The sequence below is a fragment of the Amycolatopsis sp. NPDC098790 genome, from assembly GCF_044759945.1.
Taxonomy (GTDB): domain Bacteria; phylum Actinomycetota; class Actinomycetes; order Mycobacteriales; family Pseudonocardiaceae; genus Amycolatopsis.
Genome location: NZ_JBIWAI010000003.1, coordinates 47314 through 62071, shown reverse-complemented (window position 1 = coordinate 62071; position 14758 = coordinate 47314). Strand labels below are relative to the sequence as shown.

Below are 14758 nucleotides of genomic sequence, written 5' to 3'. Positions count from 1 at the left end.
GGCTACTTGATGGCGATGGGGGCGACGGGCGCGCCGACGGCGCCGGTGACGGGCAGCGGGTCGGCGGTCAACCAGAACTCGTAGCGGCCGTCTTCCGCGCAGTCCGCGGCGAGGGCGTCGAGGTCCCACAGCTCGCCGAGGTACAGCCCGATGTGCGGGATCGCGACCTGGTGCAGGGGCTGGAAGGCGTCGTCGAACTCGTTGGGCCGCACTTCGAAACCCCACGTGTCGGTCGCGATGGCCGCGACCTCCGTATCGTGCAGCCAGTCCGCCGTGGTGAACGACAGCCCCGGCGACGGCCCGCCGGCGTAGCCGCCCCAGCCCTCGCGCCGGGCGCGGGTGAGCCGGCCGGTCCGGACCAGCAGCAGGTCGCCGCGGCCGACGCGGGCGGTCTCACCGTGGGCGGCGATGGTGGCTTCGAGGTGCTCGGTGGTGATCGCGAACCCGTCGGGCAGCTCGCCGTCGTCGCCGAGGACGCGGCCGACGTCGAGCAGGACCCCGCGGCCTGCGATCCGGCCGGCGGCGGTCTCGATCCCGGTGACCCGGTCGCCTTCGCTGGTGACGACGTCGCCGGCGCGGCGGCCGTTCCAGGCGCGGCCGTGGTCGAAGATGTGGCCGAGGCCGTCCCACTGGGTCGAGGCCTGCAGCGGCATGAACACCACGTCGTCGGCGCCGCCGAAGCCGTGCGGGAACCCTTGTGTGCCACGCTCGGCGTCCAAACCGGTGTCCAGCATCGTGTGCACCGGGTTGGTGCGCCGCCGCCAGCCGTTCTGCGGTCCGTCGGTGTCGAACGACTGCGCCAGCGAGAAGCTCACGCCCCGCTTGACCAGGGTCGCACCCTCGCGGCGTTTGGCGTCGTCAAGGAAGTTCAGCGTGCCCAGCACGTCGTCCTCACCCCAGCGTCCCCAGTTCGAGCAGCGCTTCGCCGCGGCGGCGATCGCGCCTTCGGGGTTGGTGCGGTCCAGGTGCATGCCGGTTCCTCCTTGAGCGACCCCTCTACCGTCGGGCACCCGCCGACATCCGGGAAGACGAAATCGGTGATGTGGGGTATCGACGTGGTGGATACGCTGAGCCGGTGAACCTTGCACGCCTCGACCTCAACCTCCTGGTGACGCTGGATGCGCTGCTTGACCAACGCAGCGTGAGCCGGGCCGCCGAGCAGGTCGGGCTCAGCCAACCCGCGGTGTCCGCGCAGCTCGCACGGCTGCGCCGCCACTTCGGCGACGAGCTGCTGGCCCGGTTCGGCAACCAGTACCGGCTCACGCCCCTGGCCGTTCAGCTCCGCGGGCGGGTCCGCACCGCGGTCAACGGCGTCGAGCGCGTCTTCGCCGCCGAACCCGACTTCGACCCGGCGGTGTCCGAGCGCGAGTTCTCGCTGGTGATGAGCGACTACGGCGTCGCCGTCCTCGGCTCCGATCTCGCCGCGACGCTCGCGCGCGAGGCGCCTCACACGCGCGTCCGGTTCATCGCCAACACCCCGAGCGTGGTCGACCACGCGACGCAGGCGTTGACCGGGATCGACCTGCTGGTGATGCCGCACGGCTTCGTCGACGGCCTGCCCCACGCCGACCTCTACCGCGACGACTGGGTCTGCCTGGTCTCGGCCGGCAGCGACGTCGAGGAGCTGACGGTGGACCGCCTGCGCACGATGCCGTGGGTCGTGACCTACCACGGCCCCACGGCATCGACACCGGCCACGCGGCAGATGCGGATGCTCGGCATCGAGCCGCACGTCCAGGTCGTCACCGAAAACTTCCTGACCGTGCCGGCCCTGGTCGCGGGCACCGACCGCGTGGCGCTGCTGCAGCGCCGTCTCGCCGACCGGGCGCCGGCCGGGCTGGTGCGGGCGCTGCCCTGTCCGTTCGAGGTGAGCCCGCTAGTCGAAGCGGCCTGGTGGCACCCGATGTACGAGCACGACCCGGAACACGTCTACCTTCGCGAGCTGCTGGTCCGGCTCGCTGGCTCCCTCTCTACGTGAGCCCGAACGCGATGGCCGTCCGCTGAGATCCATCCTTGGGTGCGGGCGTAGGCGATCATGCGGTGCCATCTGTCGTTCCAGCCCACGCCCACCCCTGCCGATTCGGCCAACTTCCGTAACCTCGCGAGGTCGAGCAGGACGTGGTCGGCGCCGTCCGGCTCGGCGAAGCCGGATGGCAGATCTTGGCCGCTCGTCTGCACCGACAGGTTGGTGAGGTCATCGGTTTCCCGCACCACCACGGATCCGTTGTCGATTAGGACGTACACGCCGCCTCCTTCGCCGATCGCAAGGAATAGAAGCCTCGGCGGTAATAGACCGCGGACTCCCCGGCAGAGGTATCGAGGTCTTCCACCCGGCCCACCAGGATCGTGTGATCCCCTGCCGGGTGCACGGCGTCGGTCCGGCAGGTCAATCGCGCCACCGATTTGTCGAGTACGGGCAGACCGTTCCGATCGGGCGTGAACCGTCCGCCGGCGAACTTGTCGGCGCCCCGGGTAGCGAACAGCACGGCGAGACCGGAATCCTCGCTTCGCAGGACGTGCACCGCCCACCGCCCGGCGGCGGTGAACACGTCGTGGCACGCCGCCGTGTGTGCCAGGCACACCGAGACCAAGGGCGGTTCCTTCGACACCGAGCAGAAGGAGGTTGCCGTGAACCCGTGCCACGTTCCCTTCGCGTCGGTCGTCGTGACGACGGTGACCCCGGCGGGGAAGGACGCCATCGCCTCGAAGAAGAGCTTTTGGTTCATCGGCGCGTCCCGGCAGATGGATGCGGAGCGGTCGGCGCCGGCAGGTTCAGCATGTCCTGGGCGTTGCGGTCCAGGACCGCCGTTCGCTCACCGTCGGTGAGGTCCGGCGACTTCTCGATCATCTGCACGGCTTCGGTGAGGGAGGCGAAGATCGCGTCGCTGCCGAGCAGGATTCGTTCTACACCGACCGATTCCTTGGACAACCGGACGGCCTGCGGGATGTCCTGCACCGACGTGTCGTACCAGAAGTGGCGCAGCAGGCTCATCGGGTCGTCCGGATCGAGCGGCAGCTCCTTGATCCAGTCGAAGTAGTGTGCTCCTACCGCCGCGACGGCACTCATTTCCAGGCCACGGCGGAGGTTACGCTCGTAGCGGTGCCACAGATATGGCAACACTCCGCCGCAGAGCGCGAAAACGAAGCGCAGCGAGGGATGCCGGGTGGACAGGCCGGATAGCGCCACCCGCAGTGGTGCCATCGCGATCTGCACAGTGCTGCCCAGGGCGAATTCCAGCCCGAACGCGTCGAGACCCGGGTGGCCGCGGGAGTCGGAGCCGACCGGGTGCACGTAGATCGCGGCGTCGCGTTCTGCCAGGTGCGCCCAGAACGGCGCGAAGTCGGCGTGGTCGAGGGGTTTGCCGTAGACGACGCAGGGCAGCGCGATCCCGGCGAACCCGAGGTCGTCGAGCACCCGCGTGCTCTCGGCGATCGCCTCGTCGACGAACGGGAGCGGCACGCTGCCGAACGCCCCGAACCGGCCGCCGTAGCGGGCGACGACCTCGGCGTAGACGTCGTTGATGTGCCGGGCCGCCTCCACGGCACCGGTCCGCTCGGCGACTTCCGTGTTCAACCCGATCGCCGACAGCAGCTGGATGTCCACTCCGACACTGTCCATCTCGGCCAGCCGATCGTCGAAGTCGTCGCGCTGCCGTCCGGCGTGGACGAGGTCCCGGCGGCCGAGTTCGACCAGCTTGTCCAGGTAGGACGCGGGCCAGTAGTGGGCGTGCACGTCGATGCGCATGGATCGGTCAGCCTTCCTGGTGTTCGGGGGCGATCTGCTCGGCCGTCAGCGCGGGAAACAGCTGGGAGTCGACGTGGGGCAGCACTTCCTTGACGAACAGGTCGAAGGAACTGGTCCACAGCTCCGGCTGGTAGGCGCCGACGGTGAAGCGGATGTTGAGGTGCTGCACACCCAGGCCGGCGTAGTGGCGGATCTGCTCGACGACCCGCTCCGGCGAGCCCGCCATGATCCACGACGCCACGTAGTTCGTGTTCCGCGGGTTCGGATCGTCGGCCGGGGCGCTCGCGAGCTCCCGCATCGAGCGGGAGTCCGTACTACGGTCCATCATCGGGTTGCGCCCCGCCAGCTTTTCGGCCAGCTCCCAGGCTTCGTTGTCGGTCGCGCCTACGAACACGTGCCGGGTCACCATCGACTTGCGCGCGGCGTCCTCGACGATCTCAGCTGCGTGACCGGCCGCGGAGAGCGCTTCCCGGTGCTGCCGAAGCAGGTCGGCGGCGACTTCGGGGCGGCACGGGCCGAGGAACACCGGCCAGCCGCGTTCGCCGGTGGCGCGGACCGTCTCGGGGGTGTTGGTGCCGACGGCGAGCTGGGCGCCGTCACGCCGGTAGGACACGGGCATGAGCCGGCCGATCAAAGAACCCTTGTCCCATTCAGTGTCCAGGACGATCGGCGGGTCGCCGGCACGCTGACGCTGAGCTCGGGTCAGGATGTCTATTTTGGACGCGAAGGTGTCGTGCCGGCGTTGCGGGTCGAGGCCGAAGTTGTCGAAGTCCGGGGAGAACCCGACGCGCCCGGCGGACATGCCCATCAGGAAACGCCCGCGTAGCAGCAAGTCCACGACGTTGGAGTCCTCGGCCAGCCGCAGCGGGTGGTGGAAAACCGCGGGCACGATCGTCGTGCCGAACCAGGTGTCACCCAGGTGCGGGGCGAGCCGCGCGGCCATCAGGAACGGGTTGCAGTACGGCTCGTAACCGTTGAAGTGCTGCTCGCCGAAGGTGACCATCGCGAAACCCTCGTCGGCGCACCGGATCGAGTGGTCGAGGCAGTAGTCGATGATCGGCCGGTCCTGGGCCGAGGTGGCCGCGGCGGGCCCGTTGAAGACGGAGAGGTGCACGAAGGGGTCCTTTCAGCGAACTTTGCGGATCGGCAGGATCGTCACCGCGCTGATCGCGGAGAAGACCGTGCCGGCGAGGAAGAGGGCGACGTAGTTGTTGCCCGGCGTCTCGCTCAGCGAGCCGAAGCCGATGCCCAGGAACACGGGGGCGAGCGCCGGAGCCAGGGACTGCGGGAGCAGGTTGGCCACGTTGAACACGCCGAGGTCCTTGGCCGCGTCGGTCTCGCGGTTCGGTAGGACATCGGCGACCAAGGCCAGGTCGACGGCGAAATAGGTGCCCTGCCCCAGTCCGACCAGCGCCATGGCCACGAAGTACAGGGGTAGCGACGTGGCGAAAGCCAGGATCAGCAACCCTGCGGCGGCAACGAACGCCGACGCCACCACGAACACCTTGCGGCGGCCCAGCCGGTCCGACAACGGGCCGAACACTGCGCTGCCGATGACGACGATCACCGTCTGAACGGCGACGCCGGCCGGGATCAAAGCTGTCGCCCGCTCGGTCGTCAGCCCGAGCTGCGCGGTCAGGTAGTACAGCTGGTAGTTCAGCACCGACGCGATGGCCATGAAGATCGCGAACCGGCTCAGCCACGCCCAGCCGAAGTCGGGGTACCGCCGCGGGTTGAACACGAAGCTGCGGGCGAGCTGTCCGAGTCCGAGGGGCTGCCGTTCGGCGGGGTCGGCGACCCGGTCCTTGATCACCAGACAGGCGAGGCCGACCGCGAGCAGCATGACCAGCCCAGGGACCAGGACGGCCGCGGCCGAGGACACCTGCAGCAGGCCGCCGCCGAGCGACGCCGCGGCGATCGCCGCCACCGCCTGCGCAACGCCCAGCATCCCGGACACCCGGCCCCGAGCCCGGGTGGGCACGTGGTCCGGCAGCCAAGCGAGCATCACCGAGAGGGCGGTGTTGATGCCAATCTGCGTGATGCTCCATCCCACCGCGAGGATCGGGATCGAACCGGCGAAAGCGACGACCGCCGAACCCGCCACCGTGACCAGGACACCGATCAGCAGCCACGGCCGCCGCATCCCCCACCGCGACGTGCAGCGGTCGGACAACCGCCCGGCGACCGGATTTGCCAGCAGCCCGAACACCGCGCCGATACCCAGGACCAGGGAAAGGCTGCCGCCGCGGGTTTCGGGCGCAAGCTCGTCGACTCGGACCTGCAACGTCAGCACCACCGGGGTCAGCGTGGCCACCCAGAGACCGAAGTAGGCGACCGCGAACGGGATGACGAAGCGGGCGCGAAGTGCCGGAGTATCCGGTGGCGAGCCGGCTGCAGCTCGCGGAGAGGCATCGGAGGACATCGTCGGCTCCCGAAGGCAGGGGAAGAGGTCTTCCCACTGTCGATCAGGACCTCGCTGATCGGGAAGACGGAAACAGTGATCGGATCCATAGCCCTCATCTATGGGCAGCAGAACACCACGATTCGGGATTCCCACGGTTGACGAGACTCCCCGCCTCGGGCTTAAGCTGCTCCCCGCTCGCCTCGACCGCCAGACGCCGGCCGCGGGGATTCCCATCCCATGGACGCCGGCGCGCGGGTCTCATCCGACTGTTCCGGAACGTCAAGGAGCATCCATGCCTTCGGTCACCAAGAAAATCGCCGGCTACTTCGCCGGCACCTGGACCATCGACCCGGCCCACTCCACCGTCGCCTTCACGGTGCGACACCTCGGCGTCTCGAAGGTGCACGGCCGCTTCGACGTCTTCGAGGGCGTGATCGTCACCGCCGAGGACATCCTCGGCTCCACGGTCACCGTGACGATTCAAGCCTCGAGCGTCAACACCAACAACGAACAACGGGACCGGCACATCCGCAGCACTGACTTCCTCGATGTGGCAAACCTGCCTACGTTGTCGTTCACGTCCACCTCCATCCGAACGGACAATGACGAGTTCCTGATCGACGGAGAGCTGACACTGCACGGAGTGACGAAGCAGGTGACCTTGACGACCGAGATCGGCGGCTTCGGCGACGGGCTGACAACGGGTACCAAGGTGATCGGTGTGTCCGCCACCACCGAGATCAGCCGGACCGCGTTCGACGTGGGCCCCTCCATCCCAAGCGCGGTCGTCTCGGACAAGGTCAGGGTAGAACTCGAAGTAGAAGCCGTCCTTCAACTGCAGTGATCGGCAACCGGACAAACGCCTGGCGTGACCAGGAGCACAAACAAATCGTTAAGCTTCTGTACGTATTGAATAATCATCGGGTCGCACTCATACTTCGGTTGTCCACTTGCGACCGACGGCAGGAGCGACCTTGACAAACGACGATCTCCAGCGGTACGAGGCGAAACAGGGCGGAACGTTCAACGATGTCGACCTCGAGTACACGTTCGCTCTCGACCTGATGCCGGTGCGAGACCGTGACGGCCACGCGCTGGGAACGTCGTCGGTGTTCAGCTATGTCGCGAATGTACCTTCCGAACGCTGGCCGGCTCGGCCGGTCGTGTTCATCTTCAACGGCGGGCCAGGCGCCTCGTCGGCTTTTCTGCACCTGAGCGGGATCGGTCCGAAGCGGATGGCCATTCCCACCGATCTCAGCCAGGGCATTCGGCCGCCGTATGTGGTCGAGGACAGCACGCACTCCCTTCTCGACACCGCGGACCTCGTCTTCGTGGATCCGGTCGACACCGGGTTCGGACGCGCGTTCGCCGACGTCGACACCGATGAGTTGTTCTCCGTCGAAGGCGACGCGCGGTACTTCGCCGACATCATCACTGAGTGGATCGCGCGCCACGACCGCTGGAATTCCCCGAAACACGTGCTCGGCGAGAGCTACGGCACCCAGCGCGCGCCGTTCCTCGCCGCCGCCTTGATGCAGCTGCGGCCGGTCCCGCTCGACGGGATCATCCTCCTCGGACAGGCCATCAACGTCCAGGAAACCCGCGAGCGCCCCGGAAACGTCGTCGGAGCGGTGGCCGCCCTGCCGTTCCAAGCCGCGACCGCGTGGCACCACGGCCTCGGTTCGCGGCAGCACCGCAGCGTTGCCGACGCCGTGGACGTCGCACTCGACTTCGCCTACGGCGATTACGCGGTCGCGTTGCTGAAGGGCAACACCCTCCCCGACGCCCAACGCGAGATCGTCGCGAAGCAGCTCGAAACCATCACCGGCATCAGGGCCTCGTACTACCTGAAGAAGGGGCTCTACGTCAGCAAACCGGAGTTCCTTCGGGAACTGCTCGCCGAGCGCGGGCAGGTGCTCGGGACCAACGATTCCCGTTACGTCGCCGCGGCCACCACGAAATCCGCCGGCGAAGCCGAATTCGATCCCAGCGGCACCTACTTGCGCCCCGCCTTCACGGCCGGAGCATCTCGGTACATCCACGGCACGCTCGATGTCCCGTTCACGACCGACTATCGGCTCCTCGACATGAACGCGGTCGCCCGCTGGGACTGGAGCGACGCGGGATCGAACAACTTCATGCAGATGGGAAAGCCGTCTCCGTTCCACACTTATCCCTACGTGGCCAGGCTGACGCAGTTCCTCAAGCAAGCGCCTGAAGCGCGCGTGTTCATCGGGACCGGCTACTACGACGGCCTGACCACGGTGGGCGCGGTCGAGCACCTCCTTCGTCAGTACGACATTCCGCGTGATCGTGTGGTCAGCCATCGCTACGCGGGCGGGCACATGATGTACACCGATCCCGAATCGGCTGTTCAGCTGACGACGGATCTCCGCGCGTTCCTCAGGCGCTGACCCGGCAGTGCTTCCGCAGGAAGCCGAGCACCCGCGTGAGCTGGTCGATCACCGCCGGGAAGCCACGGACACCGTGGCCTTCCCGGGGGTAGACCGCGCACTCGCTGGTCTTGCCCGCGGCCAGCAGCGCGCGGTGGAACACCACCGCCTGGCTCGCCGGAGTGCACAGGTCGAGGCCGCCGGCGATGTGCAGCATCGGCGTGTTCACGCGGTGGGTCAGAGAGATCGGTGACCGGGTCGCGTGCTTGCCCGCCGGGTCGGCCGGGTCCGAATCGAGGAACAGCGCGTCGAAGTGCGGGATGTTCGACGTCCAGTGCTGCAGGCGGAAGTCGCTCACCTCGGCGATCGGCACGGCCGCGGCGAACAGGTCGGTCTGCGTCGGGAGCCACGCCGAGATGTAGCCGCCGTAGGAGCGGCCGACGACCGCGAGGCGATCCGGGTCCGCGATGCCCTCGGCCACCAGCGCCTCGACCCCGCTCAGGAAGTCCTGGACCTCGCCGCCGCCCATGTCGCCGACGATCCGGGCCGCGAAGTCCCGGCCCCGGCCACCGGACCCCCGCATGTTCGGGCAGAACACGGCGAACCCGTGGGCGGCGAAGAACCTGATGTAGTAATCCATCGGTTCCCACCGGGTCCGGTACGCCCAGACGGGGCCGCCGTGGACGTGCATGATCAAGGGGAACGGTCCCGGTCCGTCGGGCGTGATCAGCAGTCCTTCGAGCTCCAGGCCGTCCGGCGCGGTCCAGCGGTACGGCCGCAGCGTGCCCCCGACATCTCGCGCGTGCGCGGTGCCCGGGTGTTCGAAACTGGCAACGCTGCGGATGGTGCCGTCCTCCTGGATGACCACGATCTCGGGTGGCCGCGAGTACGAGTCGAGCACGGTGACGACCCCGTCGGCCGCCGGCGCGCAGAAGGGGTACCAGTTGCCGAACGAGTCGGTCTCGCTCCGCCAGAGCACGGACGACTCGCCCGTCACCGGATCTGTCCTGCCGACGACCGTGGTGAGCCCGGACAGTCCGGCCCACAGCAAGGTCGTGTCGTCTCGCCAGCCGATCCAGGTGACGTCCGCTCCTTCGGTGGCAACGGCGAAGGCCCGGTTCGAGGCGACGTCCAGCACGAACAGCTCGCCCGCCGCGACATCGCGATCCGAACAGATCGCTTCGATGTAGGCCGCGCGTTCCCCCGAAGGCGCGCCGGCCACCAAGCCGAGCTGGGCCTCCGGCTTGACCAGCTCGGTCACGTCGCCGGAGTCCAGGTCGATCCGGACCACGGTGGCCGTGTACCACAGCTCTTCGCCGGGGCCCGGCGAAACGACCGCAAGCAAAGCCGACTCCCCCAGCCACGACGCCTGCCAGACGTTCAAGCCGTCCGGGGACACCCGGTGGAGCTGACCGGATGTGCGGTCGACGACGTGCAGCGAGCGCCAGCCGCCCTCCTGGGTTCCGGTGTCCACGGTCGGCTGCCAGTCGGCGGTCGAGGTAGTCCCCGTCACCGAGCCGGAGCCCGAGCTGCTGCCCCGGTCGGCACCGAGCTCGGCAACGGACAGCAAGAGCCGGTTGCCGAACGGCGACCAGGCGATCGACTCGACGGTTCCCGGTGCGACCGGTGCCGCGACCGGCGCCGGCTGACCGTCTTCGAGGTACCAGGCCTGGTGCGTCCCGCCATCTCCGTGGGTCGACAGGAAGGCCAGGCAGCCACCGTCGGGTGACCACCTCGCGAACCGGTCGTTCGGCCCGGAGGTCAAAGTGGACACCCCGCCCACGCTGTCCGCGACGCAGATCGAGGTTCGTGGCGGCTGCTCGAGGCTTTCGCGGATGGTGCCGGTGAAGGCGACCCGCGCACCGTCCGGCGACTGCGTGGCGTCGGCAGCCGCGCCGATCCGGCCGAACGCCGGTCCCATCGTGCGTTGGAAGTAGTCTTCGACCTCGGTCCAGGCCGCGGTCCCGCGCACCTCGTTCGCCATCGGGAAAGACCGCACCGGCACCACCTCCTGAGTCGGACACCTCGGCACAGTCAGTATCTGCCCCGCCGCGGGAGTGCCGCCATCGACAAACGACGCACCATTCCGGGAAAACGTTCAACCGACGATGGATGCCGCGCCGGGTTGCCACCGCGATGCTGGAGTGGCCGCGACCGCCCGGGCCCTCCTCCCGGGCGGCTCGGCTCCGCCTCCACGCATAGGGGACTCCAACATGCACACGGACGTCGTGATCATCGGCGCCGGCGTGGTCGGTACCTCGATCGCGCTCGAACTCGCCCGCACGGGAAAGACCGTTACCGTCGTCGATAAGGCAGGTGGCGTCGGCCACGGCTCGACCAGCGCGTCCAGCGCGGTGGTGCGGTTCAACTTCTCGACCTGGGCCGGTGTCGCGGCCGCTTGGGAAGCGAAGCACTACTGGGAAAACTGGGCCGACCACCTCGGCGCCCCCGCCGCCGAGGCGCTGACGCGGTACCGCCGGACCGGGCTGGCGATGCTCGATGTCGAACCGGCACCGAGGGACGCCTACCTGCCGTACTTCGATCGGGCGGGCGTCCCCTACGAGCAGTGGGACGCCGCCGATCTCGCCCAGCGTGTCGCCGGGATCGACCCTGGGCGGTACTGGCCGCCGGCGCGCCTGGAGGACGACCGGTTCTGGGCCGACGCCGAAGACACCCTCGGCGCCGTGTTCACGCCGGACGCCGGTTACGTGACCGACCCGCAGCTCGCGGCCGTCAACCTGGCCGACGCGGCGGCCCGGCACGGTGCCGAGTTCCTGCTCGGCACCACGGTCGTCGCCGTGCTTCGGTCAGGAGACCGCGTGCGGGGCGTAGACCTCGCGGACGGCAGGCACATCTCCGCACCCGTGGTCGTCAACGCGGCAGGACCGTGGTCCGGCCGGATCAACGAGCTCGCGGGCGTCGGCGCTGATTTCACCGTGAGCCTGCGGCCGATGCGGCAAGAGGTGCACCACGTGCCGGTGCCGCCGGACCTGCCGCCGGACCGGAAGATCCGGATCGCCGTCGCGGACATGGATCTGGGCGTTTACCTGCGGCCGGAGAACGAGTCGGCCGTTCTGGTCGGCGGCACCGAACCCGAGTGCGACCCGCTGCAGTGGCTCGACGATCCGGACCAGGCCAGCCCGTACCCCAGCGCCGAGGTGTTCGCCGCCCAGGTGACGAGGGCGGCGCGCAGGTTCCCCGACCTGCGCGTGCCCCACCAGCCGAAGGGCGTGGTCGGGGTCTACGACGTCACCGACGACTGGACGCCCATCTACGACCGCACCGAGCTGCCCGGGTTCTACGTCGCGGCCGGGACGAGCGGCAACCAGTTCAAGAACGCGCCGGTCATCGGGCAGTTCATGGCCGAGATCATCGACCAGACCGAGAACGGCCTTGATCACGACGCGGCACCCGTGCAATTCAAGGCCCGGTACACCGGTGCCGAGATCGACCTCGGGACGTTCTCCCGCAAGCGGCCCCGCAACGAGAACAGCTCGGGAACGGTCATGGGCTGATTGGTGTAACGACATTTCAACATCCGTTGCGCCTCTGAACAGAAGGAGCGACACTTGTTGTCCCGAGGTCTAGGGAGTGACAGCGTGTCGACCGACGACGTACAGCCCATCATCGACGCGCTGGCGAACCGGCTGGGCCGCTCCGTCGCCGTCGACGACCCGTCGATCCGGCTGATCGCCGCCAGCCGGCACTTCGGCGATGAGGACGCCATCCGGACCCGTTCCGTGCTCGATCGCGAGGTTCCCCGCGCCATCGTGCAGTGGGTGAAGGCGCGCGGGGTGGCCGGTTGGACCGGCCCGGGACACCTGCCCGCGGACGCGGAGCTGGGGATCAGCCCCCGGGTCTGCGCGCCGGTCCGCTGCAACAACCTGCTTCTCGGCTACCTCTGGCTCATCGACGCCGAGCAGCAGATCGGTGCCGAAGAGCTCCGGCTCACCGCCGAAGTCGCCGACAGCGTCGGTTTGGTGCTGTACCGCCGGATGCTGCATAAGGAGCGGGAACGATCCCAAGAGGAGTCGACGCTGCGGATGCTGATCTCCCCCGAGCGGGAGGACCGCAGGCACGCGATCGACGATCTGCTGAACGAGAACTTGCTGGCGGCGACCGCCCACATCGCCGTCTTCGTGATCGAGGTCGCCGAGGGCGGCGAAGGCGACGCCGTCGCGCTCGAGTCCGCGGTGGAACAGGTCCGGCGCGCGCTTCCCCCGCGCTCGACGCTGACGCTCGTCCAGCAGCGGAAGGCGATCATCGTGGTGACCGGCGCACGACCGGCCGGTGAGCAGCATCTGCGCTCCTTGGCGGACATCGTGCGCCGGCGGTTCACCGAGGTCTCACCCGGCCAGCGCGGCTGCGTGGTGGGCATCAGCGCGAGTCACGCCGGACTGGATTCCGCGGCGCTCGGTCATCGGGAAGCCGGCACCGCCGTGCGGGCGGCGCGGATGCTGCCCATGTTCGGGCCGGTTGCGTCCTGGTCGGCGCTGGGGCCGTTCGGGCTGCTCCTCCGCGTCGATCTCGACGAGCTGACCGAAGCGCTTCCGCTGCCGGGCCTCAAGGAGCTGCTGGCCGATCCGGCGCACAGCGGCCTGGTCACCACGGTCGAGGAGTTCCTCGACCGAGCCGGCGATGTCAACGCGACAGCGGAAGCGTTGCACGTCCATCGCACCACGCTCTACCACCGCCTCCGGCGCGCCGAGACCGTGACCGGCCTGTCCCTGAACAACGGGCTGGACCGCCTGACGCTCCACTTGGCACTGAAGCTGTCCAAACTGGCCACCGCGTCCCAGTCGTAGTCACGCCTTCCCGCTCACGCGGAGCACGAACTCCCTCAGCTCCTGGACCAGGAGCGCGCGAGGCTCCCGGCCGAGGTAGGGCATGTGCCCGGATTCGTAAGTGCCGAAATGAGTCCGCTTCGGATCCAGCGGCGCTCGGGAGACCGAGTACCGCAGGCTCCCCGCCGGAGTGACCAGGTCGAACCATCCCGAAGCGGCGAACAGTTCGAAGTCCGCGTTGCGCCGCATCACCGCGGCGAGGTCGTGGGCGTAGTTCGCCGCACGCAACCTCCCCGGCCCGTCGCCCCAGTCCCAGCGGGAGTTGACCCGGCCGAAGTCGATGACGTGGTAGGGCTCGTCCCGGTCGGCGCCGAGTTCGTCTCGCAGGTACGGACCGACAACACCGGCGAACGACGGAACGTACTGTCCCATCGCCGGATCGTCGGCGACGGGATCCATGGTCCTTCCGGCTTTCGAGAGGACGTACCGGCTGTCGTACATCCCCGTCTGGCGGTTCTGGTCGCCGAGCAGAGAATCCGCGAAGATCGTGGTGCTGATCCGGAGGTCGTGCTCGACGATGAAGGCCGGATCGAGGCCGGTGAGCTGATGCAGTCGCGCCACGACGGCGTCCCGCCGGGCCGGCTCCAGCGCCGTTCCCTCGTACAGGGCGGTCAGGTACTCGGTGGCGGCGAACCGCCGCGCGGCATCGACGTGCTCACCGAGGTCGGAAGGCCGGTCCGGCACTCGATCGTGGTACCAGGCGGTCGCGGCCAAGGAGGGGAGCACGTTCACCCATTCCAGCTCCGCTTGTTGATGCAGGTCGAGGTTTGCGCCGAGGAGCATCACGCCGTTGAAGGCGAGCGATTCGATCCGTCCGGTCTGCGTCGGCCCTCCGGTGGCCAGGTTCGCCATCGCCGCGGCCCGGATCGCGCCGTAGCTCTCGCCCAGCAGGAACTTCGGGGCGTTCTCCCGCCGGTGCCGCCGGGACCACGCGGACACGAACCGCAGGGTCGCGGCCGCGTCTCCGGTCACGCTGTAGAACTCGGACAGCTTGTCCTCGTCCAGCACCCGGCTGAAGCCGGTCCCCGGCGGGTCGATGAAGACGAGATCGGCGACGTCCAGCAGGCTGTCCGGGTTGTCCTCGATGGCGAACGGCGGCGCCGTCCGCGGCTGCAGGAGGTCGATGTCTGCCACACGCCGCGGTCCCAGTCCGAAGTGGACCCACACCGAGGAAGACCCTGGACCGCCGTTGAAGGCGAAGATCACCGGACGCGGCGTCGCCGCCGGCTCAGCCACGTAGCTGATGTACACGTATCGTGCACCCGGTTCACCTGACTGATCGGGGACGACGATCTCTCCCACGGTCGCTTCGTAGTCGAGGGCGACCCCACCGAAGACGCCTTGCCGTACCGACGCTGCCGAACCGTTGCTC

The 14758-nt window shown here is 68.7% G+C and carries 12 protein-coding genes; 5 read left to right on the top strand and 7 right to left on the bottom strand.

The features are described 5' to 3' along the window. Nucleotides 1–2: 2 nt before the first annotated feature. Entirely contained in the window at nucleotides 3–971 is a 969-nt protein-coding gene (locus ACIQWX_RS25755) for a cyclase family protein (protein WP_400876070.1), read from the bottom strand. Between the two features lie 104 nt (nucleotides 972–1075). Between ACIQWX_RS25755 and ACIQWX_RS25750 the strand changes: the two genes are divergently transcribed. Beyond that, on the top strand, nucleotides 1076–1978 hold the full coding sequence (locus ACIQWX_RS25750) for a LysR family transcriptional regulator (protein ID WP_400876067.1): 903 nt from the start codon (nucleotides 1076–1078) through the stop codon (nucleotides 1976–1978). 253 nt (nucleotides 1979–2231) lie between these two features. Here the strand turns inward: ACIQWX_RS25750 and ACIQWX_RS25745 are convergent, their stop codons facing one another. Genes ACIQWX_RS25745 through ACIQWX_RS25730 form a run of 4 tightly spaced genes read right to left on the bottom strand, consistent with a single transcriptional unit; the run spans nucleotide 2232 to nucleotide 6167 of the window. Further along, nucleotides 2232–2699, bottom strand: a complete 468-nt coding sequence (locus ACIQWX_RS25745) for a flavin reductase family protein (protein WP_400876064.1) — start codon at nucleotides 2697–2699, stop codon at nucleotides 2232–2234. A gap of 23 nt (nucleotides 2700–2722) precedes the next feature. Beyond that, nucleotides 2723–3745: an amidohydrolase family protein gene (locus ACIQWX_RS25740; protein ID WP_400876061.1), complete on the bottom strand. Its 1023-nt coding sequence runs from the start codon at nucleotides 3743–3745 to the stop codon at nucleotides 2723–2725. A gap of 7 nt (nucleotides 3746–3752) precedes the next feature. Continuing rightward, nucleotides 3753–4859: an LLM class flavin-dependent oxidoreductase gene (locus ACIQWX_RS25735; RefSeq protein ID WP_400876058.1), complete on the bottom strand. Its 1107-nt coding sequence runs from the start codon at nucleotides 4857–4859 to the stop codon at nucleotides 3753–3755. 12 nt (nucleotides 4860–4871) lie between these two features. Continuing rightward, on the bottom strand, nucleotides 4872–6167 hold the full coding sequence (locus ACIQWX_RS25730; RefSeq protein ID WP_400876055.1) for an MFS transporter: 1296 nt from the start codon (nucleotides 6165–6167) through the stop codon (nucleotides 4872–4874). Between the two features lie 274 nt (nucleotides 6168–6441). Here ACIQWX_RS25730 and ACIQWX_RS25725 point away from each other — a divergent pair, with 274 nt between their 5' ends. Both ACIQWX_RS25725 and ACIQWX_RS25720 read left to right on the top strand, forming a co-directional pair. Continuing rightward, the gene (locus ACIQWX_RS25725) at nucleotides 6442–6993 is read left to right on the top strand and encodes a YceI family protein (RefSeq protein WP_400876053.1); all 552 of its coding nucleotides are present in this window, start codon (nucleotides 6442–6444) and stop codon (nucleotides 6991–6993) included. A 130-nt stretch (nucleotides 6994–7123) separates the two neighbouring features. Further along, nucleotides 7124–8563 (top strand): S10 family peptidase, encoded by a 1440-nt coding sequence (locus ACIQWX_RS25720; RefSeq protein ID WP_400876050.1) that lies wholly within the window; start codon nucleotides 7124–7126, stop codon nucleotides 8561–8563. Here ACIQWX_RS25720 and ACIQWX_RS25715 read toward each other — a convergent pair. Continuing rightward, on the bottom strand, nucleotides 8553–10541 hold the full coding sequence (locus ACIQWX_RS25715; RefSeq protein WP_400876047.1) for a prolyl oligopeptidase family serine peptidase: 1989 nt from the start codon (nucleotides 10539–10541) through the stop codon (nucleotides 8553–8555). The genes ACIQWX_RS25720 and ACIQWX_RS25715 overlap by 11 nt on opposite strands. A gap of 214 nt (nucleotides 10542–10755) precedes the next feature. Here ACIQWX_RS25715 and ACIQWX_RS25710 point away from each other — a divergent pair, with 214 nt between their 5' ends. Both ACIQWX_RS25710 and ACIQWX_RS25705 read left to right on the top strand, forming a co-directional pair. Next, on the top strand, nucleotides 10756–12057 hold the full coding sequence (locus tag ACIQWX_RS25710; RefSeq protein WP_400876044.1) for an NAD(P)/FAD-dependent oxidoreductase: 1302 nt from the start codon (nucleotides 10756–10758) through the stop codon (nucleotides 12055–12057). An 84-nt stretch (nucleotides 12058–12141) separates the two neighbouring features. Next, nucleotides 12142–13347, top strand: a complete 1206-nt coding sequence (locus ACIQWX_RS25705; RefSeq protein ID WP_400876041.1) for a PucR family transcriptional regulator — start codon at nucleotides 12142–12144, stop codon at nucleotides 13345–13347. On the opposite strand, the gene ACIQWX_RS25700 is transcribed toward ACIQWX_RS25705, so the two are convergent. After that, the gene (locus ACIQWX_RS25700) at nucleotides 13348–14637 is read right to left on the bottom strand and encodes a S10 family peptidase (protein WP_400877574.1); all 1290 of its coding nucleotides are present in this window, start codon (nucleotides 14635–14637) and stop codon (nucleotides 13348–13350) included. It abuts the gene before it with no gap. Nucleotides 14638–14758 lie beyond the last annotated feature (121 nt).

Bases quoted from the DNA above. Each gene is read 5' to 3' on its own strand.
- ACIQWX_RS25755 (WP_400876070.1), bottom strand. From the start codon at position 971: ATGCACCTGGACCGCACCAACCCCGAAGGCGCGATCGCCGCCGCGGCG.
- ACIQWX_RS25745 (WP_400876064.1), bottom strand. From the start codon at position 2,699: ATGGCGTCCTTCCCCGCCGGGGTCACCGTCGTCACGACGACCGACGCG.
- ACIQWX_RS25740 (WP_400876061.1), bottom strand. From the start codon at position 3,745: ATGCGCATCGACGTGCACGCCCACTACTGGCCCGCGTCCTACCTGGAC.
- ACIQWX_RS25730 (WP_400876055.1), bottom strand. From the start codon at position 6,167: ATGTCCTCCGATGCCTCTCCGCGAGCTGCAGCCGGCTCGCCACCGGAT.
- ACIQWX_RS25725 (WP_400876053.1), top strand. From the start codon at position 6,442: ATGCCTTCGGTCACCAAGAAAATCGCCGGCTACTTCGCCGGCACCTGG.
- ACIQWX_RS25710 (WP_400876044.1), top strand. From the start codon at position 10,756: ATGCACACGGACGTCGTGATCATCGGCGCCGGCGTGGTCGGTACCTCG.